General features: G+C 48.9%; 19 protein-coding genes and 2 pseudogenes. 12 read left to right on the forward strand and 9 right to left on the reverse strand.

The features are described 5' to 3' along the window. Positions 1 to 59 precede the first annotated feature (59 nt). Together D082_RS04145 and D082_RS04150 are read left to right on the forward strand one after the other, a co-directional pair. Positions 60 to 341 (forward strand): hypothetical protein, encoded by a 282-nt coding sequence (locus D082_RS04145; RefSeq protein ID WP_028949010.1) that lies wholly within the window; start codon positions 60 to 62, stop codon positions 339 to 341. Beyond that, the gene (locus D082_RS04150) at positions 341 to 1,519 is read left to right on the forward strand and encodes an FAD-binding oxidoreductase (RefSeq protein ID WP_028949009.1); all 1,179 of its coding nucleotides are present in this window, start codon (positions 341 to 343) and stop codon (positions 1,517 to 1,519) included. The genes D082_RS04145 and D082_RS04150 overlap by 1 nt, the downstream gene beginning before the upstream one ends. Here D082_RS04150 and D082_RS04155 read toward each other — a convergent pair. After that, positions 1,493 to 2,632: an esterase-like activity of phytase family protein gene (locus D082_RS04155; protein ID WP_238546831.1), complete on the reverse strand. Its 1,140-nt coding sequence runs from the start codon at positions 2,630 to 2,632 to the stop codon at positions 1,493 to 1,495. The two genes, D082_RS04150 and D082_RS04155, sit on opposite strands and share 27 nt — an antisense overlap. A 299-nt stretch (positions 2,633 to 2,931) precedes the next feature. Between D082_RS04155 and D082_RS04160 the strand changes: the two genes are divergently transcribed. Continuing rightward, on the forward strand, positions 2,932 to 3,447 hold the full coding sequence (locus D082_RS04160) for a TIGR02652 family protein (RefSeq protein WP_028949007.1): 516 nt from the start codon (positions 2,932 to 2,934) through the stop codon (positions 3,445 to 3,447). 120 nt (positions 3,448 to 3,567) lie between these two features. Here the strand turns inward: D082_RS04160 and D082_RS04165 are convergent, their stop codons facing one another. Next, on the reverse strand, positions 3,568 to 4,044 hold the full coding sequence (locus D082_RS04165) for a DUF1824 family protein (RefSeq protein ID WP_238546832.1): 477 nt from the start codon (positions 4,042 to 4,044) through the stop codon (positions 3,568 to 3,570). Positions 4,045 to 4,171: 127 nt separating this feature from the next. Between D082_RS04165 and pyk the strand changes: the two genes are divergently transcribed. Beyond that, positions 4,172 to 5,947: a pyruvate kinase gene (gene pyk, locus D082_RS04170; RefSeq protein ID WP_028949005.1), complete on the forward strand. Its 1,776-nt coding sequence runs from the start codon at positions 4,172 to 4,174 to the stop codon at positions 5,945 to 5,947. Positions 5,948 to 6,312: 365 nt separating this feature from the next. Here pyk and D082_RS04175 read toward each other — a convergent pair. Further along, a pseudogene (locus tag D082_RS04175) lies at positions 6,313 to 7,626 on the reverse strand (hypothetical protein); the annotation flags it as partial. Between the two features lie 311 nt (positions 7,627 to 7,937). Between D082_RS04175 and murF the strand changes: the two are divergent. Beyond that, the gene (gene murF / locus D082_RS04180) at positions 7,938 to 9,302 is read left to right on the forward strand and encodes a UDP-N-acetylmuramoyl-tripeptide--D-alanyl-D-alanine ligase (RefSeq protein WP_028949003.1); all 1,365 of its coding nucleotides are present in this window, start codon (positions 7,938 to 7,940) and stop codon (positions 9,300 to 9,302) included. 939 nt (positions 9,303 to 10,241) lie between these two features. Here the strand turns inward: murF and D082_RS04185 are convergent. From D082_RS04185 to D082_RS04195, 4 genes and pseudogenes are all read right to left on the reverse strand, one after another. Continuing rightward, the gene (locus tag D082_RS04185; RefSeq protein WP_028949002.1) at positions 10,242 to 11,261 is read right to left on the reverse strand and encodes a pentapeptide repeat-containing protein; all 1,020 of its coding nucleotides are present in this window, start codon (positions 11,259 to 11,261) and stop codon (positions 10,242 to 10,244) included. Between the two features lie 228 nt (positions 11,262 to 11,489). Next, positions 11,490 to 11,670, reverse strand: a pseudogene (locus tag D082_RS19390) (hypothetical protein); the annotation flags it as partial. A 305-nt stretch (positions 11,671 to 11,975) separates the two neighbouring features. Beyond that, positions 11,976 to 13,826, reverse strand: a complete 1,851-nt coding sequence (gene ftsH3 / locus D082_RS04190; RefSeq protein ID WP_028949001.1) for an ATP-dependent zinc metalloprotease FtsH3 — start codon at positions 13,824 to 13,826, stop codon at positions 11,976 to 11,978. Between the two features lie 153 nt (positions 13,827 to 13,979). Further along, on the reverse strand, positions 13,980 to 15,272 hold the full coding sequence (locus tag D082_RS04195; protein WP_028949000.1) for a hypothetical protein: 1,293 nt from the start codon (positions 15,270 to 15,272) through the stop codon (positions 13,980 to 13,982). An 86-nt stretch (positions 15,273 to 15,358) separates the two neighbouring features. On the opposite strand from D082_RS04195, the gene D082_RS04200 reads away from it, so the two are divergent. Next, on the forward strand, positions 15,359 to 15,883 hold the full coding sequence (locus D082_RS04200) for an alpha/beta hydrolase (protein WP_038530187.1): 525 nt from the start codon (positions 15,359 to 15,361) through the stop codon (positions 15,881 to 15,883). A 69-nt stretch (positions 15,884 to 15,952) separates the two neighbouring features. After that, positions 15,953 to 18,625: a fimbria/pilus outer membrane usher protein gene (locus D082_RS04205; RefSeq protein WP_028948998.1), complete on the forward strand. Its 2,673-nt coding sequence runs from the start codon at positions 15,953 to 15,955 to the stop codon at positions 18,623 to 18,625. Between the two features lie 25 nt (positions 18,626 to 18,650). Here the strand turns inward: D082_RS04205 and uvrB are convergent, their stop codons facing one another. Continuing rightward, positions 18,651 to 20,660: an excinuclease ABC subunit UvrB gene (uvrB, locus tag D082_RS04210; protein WP_028948997.1), complete on the reverse strand. Its 2,010-nt coding sequence runs from the start codon at positions 20,658 to 20,660 to the stop codon at positions 18,651 to 18,653. 191 nt (positions 20,661 to 20,851) lie between these two features. Between uvrB and D082_RS04215 the strand changes: the two genes are divergently transcribed. Beyond that, the gene (locus D082_RS04215; protein ID WP_028948996.1) at positions 20,852 to 21,265 is read left to right on the forward strand and encodes a hypothetical protein; all 414 of its coding nucleotides are present in this window, start codon (positions 20,852 to 20,854) and stop codon (positions 21,263 to 21,265) included. 163 nt (positions 21,266 to 21,428) lie between these two features. On the opposite strand, the gene psbX is transcribed toward D082_RS04215, so the two are convergent. After that, the gene (psbX, locus tag D082_RS04220; protein WP_028948995.1) at positions 21,429 to 21,548 is read right to left on the reverse strand and encodes a photosystem II reaction center X protein; all 120 of its coding nucleotides are present in this window, start codon (positions 21,546 to 21,548) and stop codon (positions 21,429 to 21,431) included. Between the two features lie 116 nt (positions 21,549 to 21,664). Here psbX and purN point away from each other — a divergent pair, with 116 nt between their 5' ends. The 4 genes from purN to D082_RS04240 are packed head-to-tail and all read left to right on the forward strand — an operon-like array spanning position 21,665 to position 25,289. Beyond that, positions 21,665 to 22,318, forward strand: a complete 654-nt coding sequence (gene purN / locus D082_RS04225; protein WP_028948994.1) for a phosphoribosylglycinamide formyltransferase — start codon at positions 21,665 to 21,667, stop codon at positions 22,316 to 22,318. Then, a complete protein-coding gene (locus D082_RS04230) occupies positions 22,315 to 23,040 on the forward strand; it encodes a PD-(D/E)XK nuclease family protein (protein ID WP_028948993.1) in 726 nt (241 codons plus the stop codon). The genes purN and D082_RS04230 overlap by 4 nt, the downstream gene beginning before the upstream one ends. Before the next feature lie 8 nt (positions 23,041 to 23,048). Continuing rightward, entirely contained in the window at positions 23,049 to 24,545 is a 1,497-nt protein-coding gene (locus D082_RS04235) for an AAA family ATPase (RefSeq protein WP_028948992.1), read from the forward strand. Positions 24,546 to 24,563: 18 nt separating this feature from the next. Next, a complete protein-coding gene (locus tag D082_RS04240; RefSeq protein WP_028948991.1) occupies positions 24,564 to 25,289 on the forward strand; it encodes a class I SAM-dependent methyltransferase in 726 nt (241 codons plus the stop codon). Positions 25,290 to 25,365 lie beyond the last annotated feature (76 nt).

The raw sequence follows: 25,365 nt of genomic DNA on the forward strand, positions 1-25,365 counted from the left end.
ATAACCTAGGTAGGGAGAGTCGCAAGACTGTTTCACCACTCCCTGTTTACGGTTTTCCTATGATCAGCGTTGATTTGACCCTTAAATATTCCCCCATGCCCGTGTCCGTACAGCGCAAGGAAAAGGATGCGGCGGAAGCGCTCTATCAGACTATCATTGCCGCCATGCAGGGCGATCGCCCCCAACTGTTGGAACTAACCTGCGAAAAGCAAACGGAGAAAAAGGTGGCCATTATGAGCGATCAGATCAGCGCGGTGATTGTTTCCGAGAAAGATGGTTCCGCCTCGACGGGTAAGGTGCCGGGTTTTGCCGCGTTGGGCCAAATTGTCAATCAAGGTTAATGGAAAATTACGATGCCATTGTGGTCGGGGCCGGTATTACCGGAGCGGCGATCGCCTATGAATTACAAAACCAAGGGCAACGGGTATTGCTACTCGAAAAGCATCGTCAGCCTGTCAACGCCACAACCTTCAGCTATGGTGGCATTATCTATTGGGCCGGCACGACCCCTCTACAAAGGCAGTTGTGCCATGAAAGCCGTTACCGCTGGACCCATCTCAGTCAGGAATTAGGGGGAGAAACGGAGTACCGGGAACTGGAATTACTTCTCTATCTTCGTCCTGAAGATGACCCCCGGGCATTGGCCCAGCAATTTAACCATTGTTTAATTCGACCCCAACAGGTGGATCGTTTAACGGCGATCGCCATTGAACCCCAACTCAATCCCGATGGCATTGGCGGAGCGTTTGTGGTGCCCCAGGGCCATGTCCACGGCGGCAAAACCGTTAATGCTTATCTGCAAGCCTTTCTCCGGCTGGGAGGTATAGTCCGTATCGCTGAGGTGGAAGGGTTAATTACTAAACGAAACCGTGTGCAAGGGGTCCACAGTGGGGAAGGAAACTTTTTTGCCCATAAAGTGATTCTGGCCAGCGGGGGCCAAAGCCGCACCCTTCTGACTAGTCAGGGGGTAAATTTGCCCCTTTATTTCACCCATGCCGCCCTTCTGCAAACAGCCCCCACCAAAGAAAATTTGCGTTGTGTGATCATGCCAGCGGATCTACAACAGCGACCCAACTTAGAAGCCCTTGCCCCGACCTTGGATTGGCATCACCCCAATGACCATTGTGTGGCCACAGTTTTGGAACCGGGAGCAGTGCAGTTTTTCGACGGCCGACTATTCATTGGCCAGATCAGTCAACTGGTCACTTCCCCCCATTATCGCCCCGATCTAGCTTGGGCCCAACAGCAATTACAAACGGCGATCGCTAACATTCTGCCCCGCATTGCCCGACTACCGCTCACCGCCCACCATTGTTTAGTGGCCTTTAGTGGTAAACCTCTGCCCTTGGTGGGGGAAATTCCCCATTTATCCGGGTTGGTCTTGTTCACCGGTTTTACCCATCCCCTAGTCTATGTACCGCCCCTAGCGCAAAAATTGGCTCAACATTTAACCATTGGTAGGGAATGGGTGATTGACCATTTAGCGGCCCAGCTAAATTCCCTGCAAACGGAAAAGTAAGATTTGCGTTGTCTGATCCTCGCTAAAATTATCGTCACTGATGGCAATCAAACTAGCAGAACCATCCGGTAATCGAGGCCCCAGGGTAAGCCCCTCCAGATTATCCAATTCAATATCCAAATCCCCTAAGTTGAGCAATAACTGTTTTCGCATGGGGTTAATATCTCCCGTACCCGCTCGGAAACTGGCGATGCGGCTGGTGTCCGTGGCATTGGCATTGACCGTTTGAAAGAGCTTGCCATTGAATCCTGTCAGTCCAAAGGTTCGCTCTAAAGTGATGAAATAACCTTCCCTGGGGAGGGCTAGCATGGCGCTCAGGCCGTGGAGGAGGGTACCCGCTGGAGCAGGGTCAAGGGGGTAAAGATTTTCACTGACCAAAACGGGCGGCCCGACGGAATTAATCACGTAGTGCAACCAGCGCAGGGGGATTTCCTTGGGGGGATTATCGGGGTCAAAATCTTGGACCAAAACGCTTTCTGGGGCAGTGAAAAAACGAAAAGGGTCGTCTGCTAGGGTGCTGGTAGCGGCAATGGTCAAAGCTTCAAAACCAAAATTGTCTCGAATTCCCTGGGGCGGTTCCTTCTGCGGTAAAAATCTCCTAGGAATGGGCAACTTCTCCAACTCTTCCCCTGTTTGTAAGTCAAATTCCGCTATCGAAGGGGGACTTTGATTAGATAAAACCCCTTCACTGCTGATAAAAAGAGTCCGGCGGGGAGATAGGGCAATGCCTTCGGGATCTAATAATTGCTGGCCGTAGGTTTCTCCGTTGGCAGTTTTAAGGCGGGTTATATCTACCACCTCACCATTGCTAATCCCTATGCCCTGTGCTCCATTGTCTATGGTCAGACGCATCCTATAAAACCGGGGCGATCGCCGATCATCGCTGACAAGATAGTAAATATCCCGCTGGCGATCGTAGTTGATGTCAGATATGCCACCAAAGGGTAAATCTTCCAGTGTTTGCTTGGGCAGAGTGTAGCTGTCTAAAAACTCTAAGGAAAGGGGCAAAAATAGGCGAGTCTCTGCCTTAACCCCCCCCGGAAAGCCGCCCCAGATCACCAGGGTCAAACAGAAAATGGGCAGTAACAGCCTCAACAGAATTTTGGTCAGCAAGCTTGTCAAATCTCAATTCCTGCCATAACTCTAGCCAATAATTTGCGTTGCGTTGAGTAGTTTGACCAGAAAAAGTAGAAAGTCCCCATCTTCTAAAATCTGTAATCACTGTCTGAGTATTGTCAATAGCTTGCCACTAGCTATCGCCATTGGGAATGGCTGGGAATGGCAAAGATGGCATACTCACCATGATTGGGTACCAATGCTGTAGTCAGGATTATGGGCCAGAAACCTAGGAAAAGATCCCTTAGTTATAATGTGGGGGCCTTTGCCTCAACCGTTCATTGCTCAGGTTTTCCATGCAAAATCTCGGTTTACAGTACCCCCTATTTGGCCCAGAAATTCAGTGCCCCCATTGTCGGCAAACCATTCCCGCTTTGACCTTGACGGACACCTACCTCTGTAATCGCCATGGAGCCTTTGAAGTTAATCCCGACACAGAAGATTTAGTTCATTTACAATCTGGTCGCCACTGGCGCTTGTGGCAGGGGGAATGGTATCGCCAGCACACCCATCCCGATGGTATTCGCTTTGAAATCCACGAAGCCTTGGACCGGCTTTATACCGAAGGTTACCGGGCCACTAAGGTAATCATCGCCCACCGCTACTACGATTTGGTGAGTGTTTATCTGCAACGGCAAGGCACCTGGCGCAATCCCGAAGATAAGGATAATCCCCTCCCCCGTCTTTACGGCTTACCGGTGGAATTCAGCCCCCCAGGCACAGCGGATGATTGTTGGCGGGTGATCAATTTTGATCTGGAAAAAGAAAAGGGTATTCCCAAGCGCTATCCCTACTTCCGGTTGTTTGATTAGGATTTTCTTCCCCAGCGACAAAAGCGAGGAAGAATTTCAACAATGCCGGGCAAAGGGACTCGACGAACAAAAATTCCTGTGCTTAGGGATGGGAGTGTTGCAAGGGTTTCTAAATCCAACTCAAATAGCAAACAAATCCAGCGGAAAATAGCCGTAGGTTCCCGCCAAAGTATCTTCTTCGGTCTGGCAAGAAATTAATACTCCCCGATAATTCCCGTCATAACTGTCGAGATAAAAGCGCAGGGATTGGCTATTGCATTTCAAATACACTGGCCCTTCAATGGCTTTACCCGGTTCCATGGCGATCTCGCAGAGATCCGCTTTGCGGTGCGCCTCTCCGTAACCCAACGCCCGTAGATATTGCCCTAAAGCATTTTCTGCGCTGGCTTGGTCATCGGCACAAATACCAAAGTTTTCCGCTTCACTCTGGCCGCAAATCCAGACAATGGCTTGACGTAAATTTTCCCTTTCCTCCTCATTTTGGGGAATCCGGATTTCTAAACGACTGTAATCCTTTAACAACGCCAACTGAGGGGAAGCATCCATAGCAAAACTACCAAACTGTTCAGAAAAATTGCCCACAGCCCAGGTTACCACCGTTGGTCCTCTAAGCTGATGCAACTGAAACGGCGATCGTGGCGGATAATGGGAATATTTCGCTAACACCGCTTAAAAGCAGACGGCCTTAACTATTATATTTAACTGCCCCTAATTTCAGCCCATTATGCAAACGTCTCCCCTTCCCCGTCGTACCAAAATCGTCGCTACCATTGGCCCTGCGACCCAAAGCAAGGAAGTGCTGAGACAACTGATCCAAGCCGGTGCCACCACTTTCCGTCTCAACTTTTCCCACGGAGACCATGCTTACCACCAACAAAGTATCCGTTTGATTCGCCAGATTGCCTTTGAACTGAACCAACCAGTGGGGATTCTCCAGGATTTACAGGGGCCGAAAATTCGGGTGGGCAAATTTCTTAATGATGCCGGCTCTGTGCAACTAAAAAATGGCGACCCCTATACTCTCACTAGTCGTCCGGTGGAATGTACGGAAACCATTAGTTCCATTAGCTATGAATATTTAGCCGATGAGGTACCCGCTGGGGCAAGGATTTTGCTCGACGACGGCAAACTGGAAATGTTGGTGGAGGAAGTGGACACCGTGGCCAGGGATCTCCATTGTCGGGTGATTGTGGGGGGAACCCTTTCTAGTAATAAGGGGGTTAACTTTCCGGGGGTCTGCCTTTCGGTTAAGGCCATGACCGATAAAGATAAGGAAGATTTGATGTTCGGGTTAGACCAAGGGGTAGACTGGGTAGCCCTGAGTTTTGTCCGTAATCCCCAGGACATTGATGAGATTAAGGGCTTAATTGCGTCGGCGGGGAAATCCGTGCCGGTAATCGCCAAAATTGAGAAGCACGAAGCGATTAAGGATATGCAGGCGGTGCTGGAAAAATGTGATGGGGTAATGGTGGCCCGGGGGGACCTGGGGGTAGAACTGCCAGCGGAAGATGTGCCCATTTTGCAAAAAAAACTCATTGCCACCGCTAACCGGTTGGGCATTCCCGTTATTACTGCCACCCAAATGCTGGACAGTATGGTCAACAGCCCCCGACCCACCCGGGCGGAAGTATCCGACGTGGCCAATGCCATCCTCGATGGTACCGACGCGGTGATGCTCTCCAACGAAACGGCGATCGGTAAATTTCCTGTGGAAGCAGTGGCTATTATGGCCAAAATTGCGGAGCGCATCGAACAAGAAGATATCAATCCTTCCCAAGCGGAGGCCAGTCGCACCTCTATCCCCAATGCCATTTCCAGTGCTGTTAGCCAGATTGCCGAAACCCTCAATGCGGCGGCCATTATGTCTTTGACCAAAACCGGATCCACCGCCCGCCATGTGTCAAAATTCCGTCCCAAAACCCCGATTCTGGCGGTCACCCCCCATGTGGATGTGTCCCGTCAGCTGCAGTTGGTGTGGGGAGTGAAACCTCTGTTGGTGCTAGATTTACCCTCCACCAGTCAAACATTCCAGGCCGCCATTAACGTGGCCCAGGAAAACCATTTTCTCCGGGATGGAGATTTGGTGGTCATGACTGCTGGGACGCTACAGGGGGTAGCCGGTTCTACGGATTTAATCAAAGTGGAAGTGGTCAAAGCCATTCTGGGTCGAGGGGTAGGCATTGGCCAGGGAGCAGTTAGTGGCCGGGCCAGGGTAGCCAGTCATCCCCAGGCGATCGCCCAATTTACCCAGGGAGAAATTTTAGTGGTGCCTTCCACCAATGCCGATTGTGTGGAAATGATGCGACGGGCGGCGGGCATTATCACCGAAGAAGAAAGTTTGACCAGCCATGCCGCTATTATCGGTCTGCGATTGGGGGTGCCGGTCATCGTCGGCTTTAAAGGGGCAACCCAAAAAATCCGGGATGGAGCCATTGTTACCATTGATGCCCAAAAAGGGCTGATTTACTCCGGTGCATTGCCCCCGGTATCTAAAGCTTGACATCCTCTAATCGGCTAAGGCCGGGGGATTCATAGACCTCGTAATCCAGGCTTTCTGCTTCACAACCAGTTGACTACACCCTGTTGCCAAAGCAGCCGTCACCACCACTCCAGAGACATTTTTCACTCCCTGCTGCCCATGGCATGGGTACAAATTACTCAAGCGGTGGCAAGGGTCCCAGATTTAAAGGGACCAGATTCGGGATAATGGCGCATTCTTACAATCAAATTAGTAACACTCACATCTAATTTATAGTCGTTTCTAGTAAGACTGAGGCAGTCAAATTCACCGAAAAGCTTGTCAATAAAGACTTAAGCAGTCTCAAAATTATTTGAAATGACTATAATTTGTGGTCCGATTCCCTGTTAAGTGACCAATTTGGAACGGTGAAGACTGGAAAGATCCACTCGGCCAAAATGAATACTAAAGGCAATCTGCATATTTTCCAGGGTTCTCACCAACCAAGGCACCCCCTCCCGGGCCACCGATTCATAATGATTGAACAAAATTGAAAAGCGTTTTTCCAAGTAGGGTTTGACTTTAGAGCAGAACAACACAATTTTTAGTAATACTCCAACAGTCCTCTTAACGCCAATATTGGAAATTAAATCAATAAATACATAATGGTCAGGATTTTTACTACCTTCCACTACCAAAAAGTTGAGTAGCTGACTAGACGTCCGCATCATCAAAAATTCTGTAGGTTTCTGTTGATTACATTCCGGGTAAGCATTTTGGAACAGGTCAAACAATTTTTTATTAAAACTTCCATGCCTATATTTATCTTGGAGAGAACCGCGGATATATTCATAAAGCTCGTCCTTAAAAGCACCGAAAGATTGGGTATAGGCCACATGGTTACGGAAACTTTTAGAAAGGGATTGATAGCTCTGTCCGTTTTCCACCGAACCTACAAAATGTTTAAGGGAACTGTTGAGATCCCGGTCGCTCAAGAGGGTAGGATTTTTGACCGGTGTGATCAACTCTTGATCTGGCAAAATTAAACTGGACTTATTGACCCTGGCCAGACGCACCCGGTAAGTGACATATTGGGAAAGGTTGATTTCAAACTTACGCTCATTTTGAGCTTTGATGCGGTGGACTGTTTGACGGTGTTCCCGGCTGCTGTCGTCTCCCATTAAGCAATAGTCATATAGGTAGGGATAACGATGGATTAGGGTACCAACAGAGGTAGATTTGGTTTCAAATTTGGCAGCAATGACGGTGCCTAGTCTTTTCAGTCGGACAAATTGCTCACTGAGGGTAAAATTTTTAATCAGTTGACGAATATTACCTCTGGCATTACCGTTAGCACTAATGTTGGCCACCCCGTTTTCCAACATTTTTACCAGCTGAGGAATGGTGCGTTGGGTCTGGGGAGAAAGTTGCCAATAGTTGATGAGAATGTAGCAACAACGGTTGAAGAAATAGTTGAAATCTTCCTGGTTGTACTTAACTTTAATTACTTTTTCTAAATGGACGGAAACCTGTCCGCCGGAACTACCCTGGCCAGCTAAAAAGATTTCCCCTATTATTTCTAGAACCCTTTCCCCTTCTGCGGCTTGGACTAGGTCCAGCAGATAATCGTAAACTGCCTGCTCATCATTGACTTTCTGGGGGGGGTTAGGCTGGAGGTAGTTATGGTTCACAGTGGCAACCCTCCTGGGTGGAAAGGGAGCAGATTAGGGTGGTGGGAGAATGATAATGAAAATGGAAGTAGGCAATAAGCTCAACGATAGTCCGGAGACGGGTCAGGCGCCACTGGGAATGGTAATATACACCCTGATCACACTGTAGTAAATCAAGATCTAAACTACTAATCCTTGTTGATTGCTAACTCTTTTTGATCCATTTCTCTTCTAATGTAAGTGATGGGGGCACCAATGGGAAGTGATCTAGATCACAGATAAAAAATGCCAATGATTTTGAGCTTCAAAATGGATTTTAGCTTGCTTTTTCTTAACTATACTTTTTAATCTTAACTCCTCCTATGAGTCCTAAACTTTCCTTATTTGACATCCGTACATTCCTAGAAAATTGTTTGTTGTCTGTTTCTGACTTTTCCGAGGATATACGGATAAATAATATTTGCACAGATACAAGGGCTTTGGTGCCGGGGGATGTGTTTCTGGCCCTGCGGGGGGAAAGTTTTGACGGCCATAGTTTTATTCCCGAGGCAGTGGCGGCGGGGGCGATCGCCGTGGTGACGGATCGACCGGTGCGGGAAGTGGGGGAGACGGTGGCCCAATTTTTGGTTGAAGATACTCTGGTGGCTTATCAAAGGATAGCGGCGGGATGGCGACAAAGATTTACTATCCCGATTATTGGGGTGACTGGTTCCGTGGGCAAAACCACCACCAAAGAGTTGATTGCAGCGGTGTTATCCCAGTTTGGCAGAGTGCATAAAACCCAAGCTAATTACAATAATGAAATTGGCGTACCCAAAACTTTATTGGAGCTCTCCCCAGACCATGATTTTGCCATTGTGGAGATGGCCATGCGGGGAAGGGGACAAATTGCCCTGTTGGCGGACATTGCCCAGCCCACCATTGGTCTAATTACCAACGTTGGTACGGCTCATATTGGTCTTTTGGGATCGGAGTTGGCGATCGCCGAAGCTAAATGTGAGTTGCTGGCCCATCAACCGGCCGAAAGTACGGCTATTCTCAACCACGATAATCCTTTGTTGATGGAAACTGCCCCACGGTTTTGGCAGGGAAGAACCATTACCTACGGTCTCCAGGGAGGAGATGTACAGGGAACAATGGATGACCAAAATTTAATCCTCGACGGGGTCACTTTACCTCTCCCCCTAGCGGGTATTCACAATGCCTCCAATTACCTGGCGGCGATCGCCGTAGCCCAATGTTTAGATTTGGATTGGCAAAGGTTGCAATCAGGACTGACGGTGGAATTGCCCAAGGGTCGGGCCCGTCGTTATTCCTGGGGCGAAGACGTGGTGCTATTGGATGAAACCTACAACGCAGGACTGGAATCCATGTTGGCAGCGTTAGATCTACTGGCAGCCACTCCAGGGCAAAGGCACATAGCCGTGTTGGGAGCCATGAAGGAATTGGGAGATTACGGCCCGCAGTTCCATCAACGGGTAGGGGAAAAGATAAAAGCCCTAGGTTTAGATGGTCTATTTCTTTTGGCCAATGATCCCAACACCACTGCCATTGCCAAAGGGGCCAGCAGCATTCCCACCCAGTCCTTCAGTGATGGCCCTAGTTTGGTGGCTGCCCTGAAAACCACTCTTCAACCGGGCGATCGCCTCTTGTTCAAAGCATCCAATTCCGTCGGGTTAGGGACGGTAGTCAGTCGGTTATTGGAGGAAAATCCGACTTCTGTTTAGCGACAAAAGGGTGTAAAAAGTTCAAATAAATTACCTAGCACCGACTGTTGCTACAGTACAGCATCATGACTTTACGGAGATTCTTAGATGTAAATAACTTATGTTTGCCTATTGGCTTTATTTCACCTCAACAATTTGAGGATATTTTCCATATCGCCTTACCGAAAAAAGGGTGTAAAGCCCCCGAATTTATCCGTAGAGATATAAGCCGAGTGAGCGTAACGAATAAATTGTTTTATCATTTCCTTTGCACGATAGGGTAATGAGATGGTGGTGAGAAAAGCCAAGCTGCTGAATGGGATACTAGGATAATATTCTGCCCTTGATGGTACTATTCTTACCGCACGGTTCATTATGGACAAACGCACTCCGTACTGGATGGATAATTAAAATTTATGGAAGCTTGCTTTGTGTGTCCACTCTAAAGACTTAGCTAAGAAATTTGAGTTTGCAAAAAAGCTTAACTCAACTGCTCGTCAAGCAAGTACACAAAGAGCTTGGGCTTCTATATCTAACTTCTACTCTCGTTGTCACAAAGGGGTAAATAAAAAGAGCTACCCACAATTCAAAAAACACTGTCGTTCTCTATAGTACAAATAATCCGACTGGAATTTGTTTAATGAGGGAATGCAATTGTTGGGCATTGAGTGGGAAAACAGTACGCAAAGACGTTGCGGAACTGCCTTGGAAGAGAGAAAGATTGGGGAGACTATAACCTCTACATTGGAATCAAAAGTGAACAGTGCAAGTGATGTCGCCGAGCCAGTGACAATAATGCCCAGGATTTAGTCATGAATAATATTTCAAAACTATCTAATTCCATTGTCAACTTTTTCGAGTCAATGCTACACATTTAATTAAGTTCCCATACTCTATAAACAAGGTATGATCGGATGAATTGTATTAAATGTATTGTCCACTGAGCAGAAAAGGAAGAAACTAATCTTCCGGATAGGGGCGAGCCTTTAACCAGTTTAAGAATGCAAGCGACTTTTGAATCTGATCCTTATCAGTTAGAACAAACTCTGTACAATTAATATACTTTCTTTGTTGAGAAGTACACATTGCTCCCTTGAAAGATACTTCTATCCATCGGGAACCATTTAGATTTGCACCGGTTAAATTTGCGCCATTGAGGTTTGCCTGATACAGAACTGCATCTTTCATCTCGGCATCCGTCAAATTGGAATTTTCAAAATCTGTCTTTACTATCAAAGCTCCTGCGCGACTATCATCGCTTAATCCCATGGCTTCCAGAATATCATCGGCACTATTGTTTTGGGTTCCTTCACTAGCATTAGTTAGGATAACGTAGGGGCTAAGACGAGATAGGCGCAAATTAGCACCTTTAAAAATCGTTTCATCGAGCCGGGCTGAGCCCAGGTCGACAGCTTCAAGATTAGCATAACTAAAATCTGCCTTACTAAGTCTTGCTCTACCTAGGCTGGCTCCCATTAAGTTGATATGAACTGCTTTTGCTTCTAGAAAATCAGCGCTTTCCAGATCTGCACCACGGAACAGCGCATTACTGAGATTGGCACGCACAAATAGTGTCGATTCTGCATCAGAACCCTCCAAATCTGCATTCATGAGATCTGCTTCAGAAAAATCAGCACTCTCCATATCGACATCTCGGAGAAAAGCACCTACCAGCCGGGCACCGCGCAAATTGGCAGATTCCAGGTCTGTCCCAATCAATGTGGCATGACTGAGGTCAGCTCCCCGCAGATCTGAATCAGATAAAATAGTGCCAGTGAGTTGGGCTCTACGGAGATTGAATCCCTTTAGATTTGCTGACGAGAGGTTTAGCATTCTCAGATCAGCACCCTCACAATTCCGCTCCGCTTGTTGCAGGCATTCTGAACCCTTATTCTTTCCCCAGCTTAAAAAGGAATCTGATCGGCAACTGACAATTAGGGGAGATACAAGCGCTAGGACAACTAGGATATTGGCTTTCATAGATTTTTAGTTGGGGTCAGAGAACTGCGATGCTGGGGTTGGTTGATAGGTGCTAGCTAATTATCGATATTCCCAGTATTACTGACATACCTCTCAGGTAAACTTATTTGAGTAAGTAGCGAGAAGTTGTATCAGGTTTCAGACAAAACAAACATAAATAGCTTGAATATTCTATTTATGCTTTAGCTGTCATCCGTCTTGAGTCTTCACCACTATAGATAACATTACTCTTATTTTTACCTCCTCTAGCGACCAGAGGCTATGACCAGCAGAAATCAAATACTTGTCTATTTTCTAGACCTGATACCTTCTCCATCTCTATCTCTGGAAATATTTTTCTTTTTATATTTGTAATTAATTCCAAATGTAAATATTTTAAGTACTCGAAACTTTTGACTTTTGCAAGCAAGTCTTTGTAAGCTTAACAATATTGATTGGTGATATATACTATTCTGGGACTAAATACGACCGTACGCTACCTCTAGTTTCCAATCTTTTTGCCCATTGTATAGTCGTTTCTAGTAAGACTGAGGCAGTCAAATTCACCGAAAAGCTTGTCAATAAAGACTTAAGCAGTCTCGAAATTATTTAAAATCACTATATCTTTCTTTCTCTGATAGAAAAGCGATGGTAAAAAAATCCCTCCCTGTAAATCAGGAAGGGAATAATACTTTTGTCAGAGTTTTAATTCTAGTAATTTCAGTTCTTCAGTTACTACACTAGAAGCGCCAATTTGGCATTGTTACTAGCAAGAAGAGTCTGCAACTCTTCAGAATCAACGGTTTCTTTTTCCACTAGCATTTCTGCTAATTGATCCAGAATGCCTCGGTTTTCTACTAAGACTCGTTTGGCCCTTTGATAGGCTTGGTCTACCAATTGGCTCACTTCTTCGTCGATCGCCGCGGCGGTTTCATCCGAAAAGTCTCGGTCAGAGGCAATGTCCCGGCCAAGGAACACCCCACCACCCTGACGACCCAAAGCTACGGGGCCAAGGCGATCGCTCATGCCAAACCGGGTTACCATCTGGCGAGCTACCCGGGCCACCTGTTGCAGGTCATTGGAAGCACCGGTGGTGACTTCTTCTTCACCGAAAATAATTTCTTCGGCGACGCGGCCCCCTAGGGCAACAGCCATCTGATTTTGTAAATAGGAGCGGGAATATAAACCGGATTCCATGCGGTCTTCACTGGGGGTGAACCAGGTTAAACCACCGGCCCGGCCCCGGGGAATGATGCTAATTTTTTGCACGGGATCGTAGTCCGGCATTAAAGCACCCACCAAAGCGTGGCCGGCTTCATGGTAAGCCACTAGGGTTTTACGTTTTTCGCTCATCATCCGGTTTTTCTTCTCGGGACCAGCTAACACCCGGTCAATGGCATCGTTGACTTCGTCCATGGAAATTTCGGTCAAGTTGCGACGGGCAGCTAAAATGGCGGCTTCGTTCAACAAGTTGGACAGGTCAGCACCGGTGAAACCAGGGGTACGACGGGCAATTTTATCCAGATCCACATCCTGGGAAAGGGTTTTACCCCGGGCATGGACATTGAGGATTTCCCGGCGACCAGCATAGTCAGGACGATCCACTACCACCTGGCGATCGAAACGACCGGGACGCATCAAAGCGGAGTCCAAGACATCGGGGCGGTTAGTGGCGGCCACAATGATGATGCCGGTATTACCTTCAAAGCCATCCATTTCGGTTAGTAACTGGTTGAGGGTTTGTTCCCGCTCATCGTTACCACCACCGAGGCCAGCACCTCGTTGACGACCCACTGCATCAATCTCATCGATGAAAACAATACAGGGAGCATTGGCTTTGGCTTGCTCAAACAAATCCCGCACCCGGGAAGCACCAACGCCGACAAACATTTCCACAAATTCCGAACCGGAGATGGAAAAGAAAGGCACACCAGCTTCCCCAGCAACAGCTTTGGCTAGGAGGGTTTTACCGGTACCGGGGGGCCCCACTAGGAGTACGCCTTTAGGAATTTTGGCCCCTAACTCGGTAAAGCGGTCCGCATTTTTCAGGAAATCCACCACTTCGGTGAGTTCTAGTTTGGCTTGCTCAATGCCGGCCACGTCCCCAAAAGTAACCTGGGTTTGGGGTTCCATTTGCACCCGAGCTTTGGATTTACCAAAATTCATCGCTTGGGAGCCGGGGCCACTCTGGGCCCGACGGAAGAGGAAGAAAATCCCCACCAAAAGCAAGATGGGCAAAAATAGGGTGCTGGCTATGCGGAACCAGAAACCTTCGTCACTCTGGGGCTGGACCGCAATATCCACGTTGTGTTGGGTGAGGATATTGATCAAGTCGGGGTCATTGGGCAAATTAACCAAGTAAGGAGGGCCGCCGCTGGGGTTAGGCACTTGGGCCTGGGTGCGGTCGGCGCTGAGGTTAACCCGTTCAATTTGATTGGCCTCTACCCGATTGACGAAATCACTGTAGCTCAGGGTTTCTCTGGTCTGGGTCGGGCGATCGAAAAATGCCGATGCCAGCGCCAAAACGACAATTAACAACAAGGCATATAGGCCTGCGTTACGCCATTTTTTATTATTTTTGCTCACGCTAGAACTCTCCAATAGTGAGTGTAGTAATTATATTTCACCAATTGGCAATGCCCTGGTGAAGAATAAACAGTTGTTAACTTATGTTAACGCTTCTCAGAAACAATTGGTTACCGTGCCGGAAAAATGCTAGGGGCATGGGCCATGTTACTTTTATTCCCCCTGGGTTGGGGTGAAGCGTTTAAACTCCTGTTCCAGGGAGTCCTGGTCGGTGCGGTAGGTGATGTCCGCTGGGGTAATAACGGTGGTGGTGGCCCAATCCTGGGCGAATTCTAGTTTAGCTTTGAGGGGAGGGGAGGGGGGTTGTAAAAGTTTGGCCCGCTGTTGCCGATCGCCGTTGCGCTGTTCCAGTTTTTGATTGCGCTGCTGCAACCAGAAATATCTGATCAGGGGAATGCCTAGGAAGCCCACAGCATAGGCCAACAGGATGCCGTAGATACTCTGGACGAAATAAACCAATGCTCCCAAGTCAAGCTCGGCCCCGTAGGTTTTCAACATTACTCCCAAACTCAACGCCAAAACTAGGTTGACTCCCCCCAGGGCGATCGCCGCTATTTTTTGCCCAGAGGAAGCTTGGCTAAATTTCCAGGGCTTTTCCCTTAGGTAGGAAGCCAGGGTTGTGGATTGACGCTCCTGGGCACTGATTTGCAGATCGGGGAAAGTGTAAATTAGCTCACCGTTGGGGGAAACCTGGGGGTAACCGTTAAAGCGGGCCAGGACAGGAATCATGTAATCTTCATTTTCCCGATTAAATTTGGTCACATTATCCAAATAGGGAGAGGCCTGTTCTGCGGCGATCGCCCCACCATTATTGCGAATTAAACTACCCAGGGTTTGCCAGCGCCTCTCTTCCAAATCTTCGTTGGGATTACCGTCTCCAAATAGGAACGAGAAAATTGCTTCGAGGAAATTAAGCTCGTTTTTGGCTTTATTTTTCTTAGTCCGCTTTTGGCGATTGCCATCGGGGGAAAGGAGCCAGAAAATGTCGCCGGGCCAAAAGAATAACCCACCGCCTCCACCGCTACGATTATTGCCTCCAGAAAAATTAATGCCCCCATCGTTATCATTGTCAGATTTGGAGTTGACGGCGATGATAATGGCAATGATGGCCACCAGCATTAACAAAATGGAAAGAATGAGAATAATGCCAAAGGAAATACGGATCAGGTAAAACAAGACTTGCCAAATGCTCTGGAGCCAACTCTGGAACCTTAAACGCCAATACTTATTGCGGAGGATAGTCCGAAACTGTTTAGGAAAGGCAAAAACTATTTCCCCCGACTCTGCCACCTGGAGATGGCCCTCCACCTCCGAAGCTAGGGTTAATAGCCCCTGTTGGGTTTGGTTAATTTCCAACCCAGCCCGACTGGCCACGTCCCCTACGGTTACGACGTAGTCCAACTGCTCCACAGCGGTCATAATTTGCGGATTAAAGGCGACACCCATGCTACTGCCCCCAGCTCTGACAATTCCTAAAAGTCTTCCTCTAGTATAGGGAGGAAAGTTTGTGCCGATGCGTTGGCGAATTGACCATGAATGTGCGTTTTCCTCACCTGTGTTTTAGTTTGGCCTTTGCTAGTTTACTGACGGTGGCCCCTTCCCTGAAAGCGGCGGAACGGGTGGTGCTCACCTATAGCGTCTTGCAGGAATCCATCTCCATTGAGGAGTTGGGGGAGTTGAGTCGCACTGGGAAGGTCTCCCCCTCCCTCAAGGCCTATTTAAAGATGGCAAATAAAAACCCGGAGGAATTGCGGGGTTGGCTCAATCAACCGTTTCAGGCCGATCCAGTTACCCTCTCCCGGGTACTCAACAGTTTTGCCGGGGAATATGTGCTCAATCAAGTAGGTCAGGTAATCCACACCCCTTCTAAACGGGACAATAAAGAAGCTTTGCGGGGAGCCATTATCACCTCGGCGGAAAAAGATAATCAGGTGCGGCTCATTGAAGTGCTGGAAAATTATCCCACCCCGGAACTCCACGTCAATGGCGATCGCCTGATGGAACTGTATCAACAGGTGGAGGGGCTGACGGCGTTACTGGGGCGTTTACCCTTTTGACGCGATTTGTTATCAAAATTCTTCCAAACTTGGTTTGTGGAGTTTGCCGACAGACCCTAATCTAGGGCAATGGTGTTTCGATTCTCCTTTCCGCTATTTACCTGGGGTAACCACTTAATAGCTTCCGTTGGGTTGGCCCTAGCTCAACCAGCCGGAGCAGAAACCTTCAGCGTCCATTTACCCCCTCCCAATTCTGCCTCGGACTTATTATGGAGGCAGGAACCTAAGGTGGTACAAAGGGAATCTTTGGAACAAGCACAGGGGGAACAGGGAACCGAAACCACATCTCCCCCGGAGCCAACGCCGGCCAATCTGGAAAATGAGGATGATTTATTCGAGCGGGTCTTTGGTCGTCCGAGGCCGACCGGGGTGCAACGGTTGGTGGCGCCGTTTTTCATCAACGATTTGCAACAGGGGCAAATTGTGGTGTTTGTTTCCCTGGGAGGTAGCAGTAGCCTACAAATCACCGCCTCTACCTTATTGCCCAAAATGGAGGAGTATGCACGCCCCGACATACAAACAAGGTTAGCTAGTTTAGTGGACGACAGTGGTAATTTGACCCTAGCGGCCCTGCAAAGCGTCGGGCTAGATGCCACCTTTAACGAGCAATTATTGGAACTGAGGATTGTTATTCCCCCTAATCTGCGGAAAACCATCGTTTACGGTTCTGGCAATTTAAACCTCCCCCCGGGGGCCGCCACCGCTCTGCGGCCGAGCAATTTCAGTGGTTTTGTCAACTTAGTGGGGACCCAACCCTACGCCTGGGATGGCACCGGTGATTTGGGGCGACAACCGCTCAACTTGGGGCTGGAAGGGGCCCTTAACTACCAAGGCTGGGTGCTAGAAGGTAGCGCTAGTTTTGCGGAGCAGAGCAGCAATCCCTGGACCCGCTCCGATATTCGTTTAGTCAAGGATGATCCGGATAATGCGGTGCGCTATGTTTTGGGGGATTTATTTAGCACTGCCCGCAGTTACCAATCTTTTGTGCCCATGGTGGGGTTTGCGATGTTTCGTAACTTTTCCCTCCAGCCCTATTTGACCACTAGGCCCACGGGACAATTTGAATTTTTGCTCGAAAGTCCCGCTAGGGTGGAAATCTTTGTCAATGGACTGTTACGACAAACTTTGCAATTACCGGCCGGCCCCCAGGATATTCGTAATTTTGGGCTGAATACGGGTCTGAACAACGTAACGGTGAAAATCACTGATAGTGCAGGACGGGTGGAAGAACTATCTTTCTCTGCTCCCTTAGCGACGGATTTGTTGGCAGTGGGTTTGAATCAGTTTGGTTTGGGGGTGGGCATGCCGGCTTACACCACCAATGGGATACGCAGTTATGACACTTCCCGCCCTATTATTAGTGGTTTTTACCGCCAGGGTGTTACTCCTACCCTCACTTTGGGGGGTTATCTCCAGGCGGCGGGTTCCCAACAGGTGATTGGTACAGAAGGAACTTTGGCCACGTCGGTGGGCAATTTTGGCTGGGATGCGGCCCTGGAAAATGACGACAACGGTTTGGACCATGCTTTTCGAGTGCGGTATCAGTTTTTGGCCCTGGGAGGCAACCAAGCTCGGCTACCCAACTTCGGTTTGGAAATAGAATATTTGGGACCTTACTTTCAACGTTTTGGCAATTTTCCCATTGGTTTTGTCGGCGATCCGTTTGCTATTTTTAGCACCTCCACCAATGATATTTCCTGGTCCTTTGGGGCCAACTATAGCCAAACTTTGATCGATGGTTTGGGTATTAATCTGGGCTTGGGTTATCAACTTGGTAGTTTTGGCCAGCCCAATGCTTACCGGGCGGCGATCGGCTTCACCACTAACTTGGGTCGGGGTTTACAGGCTAATCTAACCCTGAATAATCGCTTGGACCAATCGGGACAGACAGAAACTCAGGTATTATTCAACTTTTTACAAACTTCCCAGTTTCAATCTCTGACGGCCCGCAGTAATCTGAGCAGTCAACGGGAGCAGGCCAGCACCCTCACTTGGACCTCCCGTAGCCCTGCCCAATATAACAGCGTTAACACCACTGTGAATCTGAGCAATAATCCCAATCCTGGCTATTTGGGCACCGGCTTGGGCCTGACTTACCGGGGTTTTGTGGGGGATATTAATTTAAACCATGACTATGACCAGTCCAGTCATCGCACTAATTTAAATTTTGGGACGGCTTTGGTTTATGCCGATGGACGTTTTGGCTGGAGTCGGCCGGTGCGGGATAGTTTTGTCATTTTCAGCCGTAACCCTAATTTTTCAGATCAGTTGGTGTTGATTAATCCTGGGTTGTACGGCCCTGTTGCCGAGGCTAATTATGTGGGGCCTGGGGTGGTGCCGGATCTGAGCTCCTATACTTTGACCACCATGCGGGTAGATGCCCCCAATATGCCCCTCGGTTACGATTTGGGCAATGCGGTGTTTAATCTTTTACCTAGCTATAAAAGTGGTACTTTGATTACGGTGGGCACTGAATCCACAGTGTTTTTGCGGGGTACTTTGGTGGACAAAGGGGGAGAACCCATTGCACTTCAGGTGGGGCGAGTTAGTTCCCTCTCCGATCCCAACTGGCCAGCGTTGGAGTTGTTTACCAATCGAGCAGGACGATTTGCCCTGATGGGACTGGGTCCAGGGGAATATGAGTTACAACTGTTCAGCAATCCTCCCCAAACTGTCCGTTTTACGATTCCGGCTGAGCAAACGGGTATCTATGATATGGGCACTATCACTGTGGGAGGTTGAGATAGTCCGTACTAATTATGCCCAATCAATTTTTGTGGCCCAGGAGGCGATCGCGCAAATGTTTAATGCGGTCTCGGTAGGTGGCCGCCGCTTCGAATTCCTGTTTTTTAGCCGCTTCCTGCATTTTTTCTTCCAATTGTTGAATTAAATCGGGAATTTTTTCTAGGGGTAAATCCTGGGCTTGTTCATACACTTCCTCCAACTGTTGACTATTTAAACGGCGGGAAATGTCGAGAAATTGCAAAATAGCGTTGTTAGCCCGCTTATTAATCGGTTGGGGAGTAATGCCATGTTTTTCGTTATATTCCTGCTGAATTTTTCTTCTCCTTTCCGTCTCGGCGATCGCCTTTTCCATACTATCGGTAAAATTGTCGGCGTATAGAATAGCTTGTCCCCGGATGTGACGGGCGGCCCGGCCCATGGTTTGAATCAAGGATCTTTCGGCCCGTAAAAAGCCTTCCTTATCCGCATCCATAATGGCCACTAAGGAAACTTCGGGTAAATCTAACCCTTCCCGCAGTAAATTGACCCCAATTAGCACATCAAATTCCCCTTCCCGTAAAGCTTGTAAAATTTCGATCCGCTGAATAGATTGGATTTCGGAATGGAGATATTGGACTTTGATACCCCGCTCGGAAAAATATTCCGTTAAATCCTCCGCCATGCGCTTAGTTAAAGTGGTGATTAATACCCGTTCTTTGAGTTTTACCCTTTGCTGAATTTCCCCGTATAAATCATCCACCTGGCCCATGGTGGGACGGACAAAAATTTCCGGATCTAAAACCCCAGTGGGACGAATTACTTGCTCGATTACCCTTTCTTCTGATTGTTCTATTTCCCATAGCCCCGGAGTAGCGGAAACAAAGACACATTGCTTCACTTTTTGCCAAAATTCTTCCGCTTTTAAAGGGCGATTATCCGCCGCACTGGGGAGCCGAAAACCATGGTCAATTAAGACTTTTTTTCTGGCTTGATCGCCGTTATACATGCCCCGCAGTTGGGGAATGGTCACATGGGATTCATCAATTACCAACAGCCAATCGTCGGGAAAATAATCCACTAAACATTCCGGTGGTTCCCCCGCCTGGCGATCGGCTAAATAGCGGGAATAATTTTCTACCCCGTTGCAATAGCCCACTTCCCGCAACATTTCCAAGTCATAGCGAGTCCGTTGACTGAGCCGTTGAGCTTCCACTAACAGATTATTTTTTTCTAAAAAAGCCACCTGTTGTTCCATTTCCGTTTGGATTTGCTGGCAAGCTTTTTCCAAGGTTTCTTCCGGGGTAACAAAGTGACGGGCGGGATAAATGCTAATGCGGTCTAAACTTTGCAAAATTTCGCCACTGACGGGATCAATTAACCGTAGAGCTTCCACTTCGTCACCAAAAAATTCAATGCGAATGACCCGGTCCTCGTAGGCGGGCACAATTTCCAGCACGTCCCCTTTGAGACGAAATCGTCCCCGTTGTAGCTCCACATCGTTGCGACTATACTGCACGTTGACCAAATCCCGAATCACTAAGCGGGGATCGTATTCAGCCCCCACCTGGAGGGGAACTGCCGCCTTGAGATATTGACTGGGAATACCTAAACCGTAAATGCAACTGATGGAGGCCACCACAATTACGTCCCGCCGTTCAAACAGGGAACGGGTGGCGGAGTGGCGTAACATATCAATTTCATCGTTGATGGAAGCCGTTTTTTCAATGTAGGTGTCCGTGACAGGAATATAGGCTTCCGGCTGGTAATAGTCGTAATAACTAATGAAATATTCCACCGCATTTTCGGGAAAAAATTGCCGTAGTTCGTTACATAGTTGGGCCGCCAAGGTTTTATTGTGGGCCAATACTAATGTTGGTCTTCCCAACTCCGCAATCACCGAAGCCATGGTGAAGGTTTTCCCTGTACCCGTTGCCCCCAGCAGGGTCTGGAACTTGTGTTGTTCCTGTAAAGAATTAATCAAACTGGCGATCGCCGTGGGTTGATCCCCGGTGGGACGAAAGGGTGCATGGAGGGAGAAGAGGTCTGAAGACATCGCGGCAAAGGGGCTATAGTCTGGGATAATGGGGCTGATTAAAGATAACTATCTTGGCTGGCCATTCAGCGGTGTATCTTTGAAGACAAGCAGAGTAATGCTAACAAAACACGGTGGGTGGCCTGTCTGTCTCGCACGGTGGTTTATTGTCAATCAATTAATCGAATATTTATACTAAGGAGATAAACAGCATGACTGAGGAACAGCAGGGGCCCAACACCACCCCCAATGAAGAAACCACCAGCAAAACCGCCGCTACCGCTAATAGGGGCCGTCGTCCCAGAGCCGGTGCCAGCAAGGATGAGTCTGCCCTGGTGAAACCTAAAAACGTCGGTGGTCTTGACCTACTGCCCACCCCCAAGGGCATGCCCACCAATCGTCCCATTGAAGCCAGTAAGATCCATGTGGTCAGTACCTATGGTTCCATGGGGGCCACCCGTCCCGTGGGGGCCAGCACTATGGAAGTCAGCAGTACCATGACCATTTCCGGTAATCGCCCCATTGCCCTGAGCCATCTCCACATCAGTGAAATTACCGCGGGTAATCGTCCAGTGGCTTCCAATGAGATTGATGATCCCAACACTCTTATGGGTTACCTAGATTAATTTTTCGGTGGGAATTTTTGCGGTCTTCCCTTGCCCCGGGCTTGAATTTAGGCGATCGCCACGGGCACGACGCACCAAAATAAATCTACTAAAAATGAGCCTCCAGCTTCGGAAACTATCGCCGACTGGAGGTTTTCACTGTCTGATTTATCCAAGGAAGAACCTAGGAACGGGTGATTTTGTCTTTTTGGCTGATGAAAATTAACCCGATGGTGGCAGGGATCACCACAATGGAAGCACCCAACACCAGGCTCCAGAGAAAGTTTGCTAAAGAAGGGGTCATATCGCGTTAACCTCATTTTATAAAGACATCGCTCCCCATTCTATCGCCATCGGATGTCAAAATTAGTCCGGTGAGGGCAGGATTGCCTTGGCCCCCAAGCCCCTGATTTTTACCCTATGTTGGCCATGCCAAATCCGTCGGATAGCTTGAGTTTCATTTCTCCCCCGGTTGCCCTAGAAGATATTGTCCAGCCCCGTTGTTTGTCCCTTGGGGTGATGGCCTCCGGCAGTGGGAGTAATTTTGAGGCGATCGCCAGGGCCATTGAGGCAGAACAGCTCAATGCAGTGGTGAAATTAGTGATTTATAACAACCCTGACGCTGGGGTTAAGGGGCGGGCCATTGACCAGGGAGTGCCCCATCTATTGCTCAACCACCGGGACTACGACTGTCGGGAAGCGTTGGATCAAGACATTGTGGAGCATTTTCGCCAAGCCGGGGTGGAATGGGTGATCATGGCCGGTTGGATGCGGATTGTGACTCCAGTGTTGCTGGATGCGTTTCATCGTCGGGTGTTGAATATCCACCCCAGTTTATTGCCTAGTTTTCGGGGAGTGCGGGCGGTGGAACAGGCCCTGGCGGCGGGGGTGAAAGTGAGTGGTTGCACCGTACATTACGCCGAAGCAACGGTGGATAGTGGCCCGATTGTGGCCCAGGCGGTGGTGCCCATTCTCCCGGACGATAATGCTGACCGTCTTCACCAACGCATCCAAGTCCAAGAACATCGTCTTTTTCCCCTGGCGATCGCCCTGGCCGCCCAGCAAAGCCCATGACTGCTCCTTACTTTTCCCTCAGCCAAGGTCATCTACAACTGTTGAGTATTTGTCCACCCCAATTTCAACGGCGTTATTGGCAACAGTTGGGCAGTCTATTGGAACCCCAACGCCAGGCCAAAACGGAATGGGGACAAAATTTTCACCAACTGGTTCAACAATGGACTTTGGGTTTACCCCTGGAAACGTTAGCAACCCACAACCTTGACCCCCAGGAAGTAAGCCTATTAAGTTCCTTGAAAAATTTGATTGCCACAGTGCCGGCTTTGAACCTGCCCCCTGGCCAAAGGCAAGCGGAACATCAACGGACGTTAGCTAGGGACGATGTGCTGTTGACAGTGGTCTATGACCTATTGGTGCTCACCCCGGATCAGGGAAAGATTTTTGATTGGAAAACCTATCCCCAGCCCCCCAAACCGGAAAAACTCCACCACCACTGGCAGACCAAGCTTTACCTATACGTTTTGGCAGAGACTAGTTCCTATGCACCGGAACAGCTATCCATGACCTATTGGTTTGTGCAATCCCCGGAGAAAATTCAGCATTACACCATTGCCTACAATGGAGCTCAACACCGGGCTACTGAAAGGGAATTAACTGATTTACTCCAGCAATTTCGCCAAGGGGTAACAGCTTGGCAACGGGAACGGATGCCCCTGGGCCATAGACATGATTGTCAACGCTGTCCTTACCATGACCAGTTTTTTCCAGCCGATTGGTGACTAAATCTATGACTTTCAGCGAAGAATTTGAGTTATTACTCCGGGCCTGTTATCCTCTGCTCTACATTCCCACCCAGGAAGAAGAACGGTTGGAAATGGCGATCGCCAGCAGTGCGGAGAAGCTGGGTAATCGCTCGGTTTACCATTGGGATTTTGTCGAAGGGTACCAGGGCAACCCCAACGGGGCCAATGTGGGCCGCCGCAATCCCCTGCAGGCATTGGAATTTATCGAAAAATTACCCGCCAGTAGTAAAGGCATTTTTGTCCTGCGGGACTTTAATCGTTTTTTGGACGACGTTTCCATTTCCCGCAAACTACGTAACCTAGCCCGGCGGCTGAAAGCAGAAGCAAAAAACATTGTCATTGTTGCCCCCCAAATTTACATTCCCAATGAATTAACCGAAATTATCACTGTCGTGGATTTTCCCCTGCCCAGCGGTGCCGAAATCCAAGGAGAAATTGAACGATTGCTGACGGGTTTGGGGCAAAGGTTAGATCCTTCTTTGCGGGACGAGTGGAGCCGGGCGGCCCAGGGTTTATCCATGGAAAGAATCCGGCGGGTGTTGGCCCGTTGCCTTGCCGACCATGGCCAGTTGGGGGCAGACGATGTGGAATTAATGCTGGAGGAAAAACGCCAATCCATCCGCCAAACCCAAATCCTCGATTTTTATCCCGCTAGTGAACGCATCAGCGACATTGGCGGCCTCGATAACCTCAAAGATTGGTTGCTCCGGCGCGGGGGAGCCTTCAGTGAACAGGCCCGCCGCTATGGTCTGCCCTATCCCCGGGGTTTACTACTAGCTGGCATTCAGGGCACCGGTAAATCCCTCACCGCTAAGGCGATCGCCCACCATTGGCATCTACCCCTGTTGAGGTTGGATGTGGGGAGACTGTTTGGTGGTTTGGTGGGGGAATCGGAAGCCCGCACCCGGCAGATGATTAACCTGGCAGAAGCGCTGGCCCCCTGTGTGTTTTGGATTGATGAAATTGATAAGGCCTTTGGGGGCATGGACAGTCGGGGGGATGGGGGCACCACCAGTAGAGTATTTGGGGCCTTCATCACCTGGCTAGCGGAAAAAACTTCCCCAGTCTTTGTGGTGGCCACCGCTAACAATGTCCAAAGTCTGCCGCCGGAACTGTTGCGGAAAGGTCGCTTTGACGAAATTTTCTTTGTGGGACTACCCAATAGGGCAGAACGGGAAGCTATTTTTGCTGTTCATCTCCAACGTCTGCGGCCCCATCGCTTGGGAGAGTATGATCTGGGCCGTCTAGCCTACGAAACCCCAGATTTTTCCGGGGCAGAAATTGAGCAAATTCTGGTGGAAGCAATGCATATTGGTTTTAGCCAAAATCGGGAATTCACCACCGATGATATTCTTTCTGCTGCTAGTCAAGTAGTGCCCCTGGCCCGCACTGCTAAAGAACAAATCCAATTTTTACAGGAGTGGGCCGCCGCTGGTAAAGCCCGTTTAGCTTCCAGGGATGGCGGTTTTCCCACCCTTTAACCCCTTTGATTAATTCCCATGGCCAACTCCCCCCGACCCACAGAGCAAACGAGAGAATTTTTCCAGCAATGGCAAACCTATCAACGGTTAATTGAGCATAATTACATGGCCCATCGGCAGATCCAGCAGGTGGTGGGGACATTAATTCAGCAACGGTTCGATCGCCCGTTTGACTTATTGGATCTGGGCTGTGGCGATGCCCAGGCGATCGCCAAAACTTTAGTGGGAAGTAAAATTAGCGCCTATACGGGGGTAGATTTATCCGCCAATGCCCTGGCCTTAGCCAAGAAAAACTTGGCCGCTTTGCAACGGGTAGCACTGATTGAAGCGGACTTTCTTACCTACTTGGACGACAAAAAACGAACCTCGCCAGCCAGCTTTGACCTCATCCACGGGGGATTTGCCTTGCATCACCTCTTTTTGGAGGAGAAAGAACAATTTTTTGCCCATTGCTTTTCCCTGTTGCGCCCGGGGGGATGTCTAGTCATCTATGACGTTTTTCGCCAGCCCCAGCAAAATCGACAACAATATATTGAAGCTTATTTAGCCAATGCCCAAAGCCAATGGACTGCCCTTGGCCCTGACCAACTCCAGGCGATCGCCAAACATATAAACGGGTGCGATTTCCCAGAATTAGTGGCTACCATGGCAGAAATTGCCCAAAAAGCGGGATTTTTGCCACCGGAACCCCTATTTACTGAATCCAATGGCTTCCACCATTGCCTGGCCTTCCCCGTTGGTTAAACTGGAAAAGCCCTGGCCCAAGACGGGGTGTAAAAAGCAATTTTCCGATAATATGGGCAGAAGCTAAACAGTGCCC

It is taken from the genome of Synechocystis sp. PCC 6714 (genome assembly GCF_000478825.2).
Taxonomy (GTDB): Bacteria; Cyanobacteriota; Cyanobacteriia; order Cyanobacteriales; family Microcystaceae; genus Synechocystis.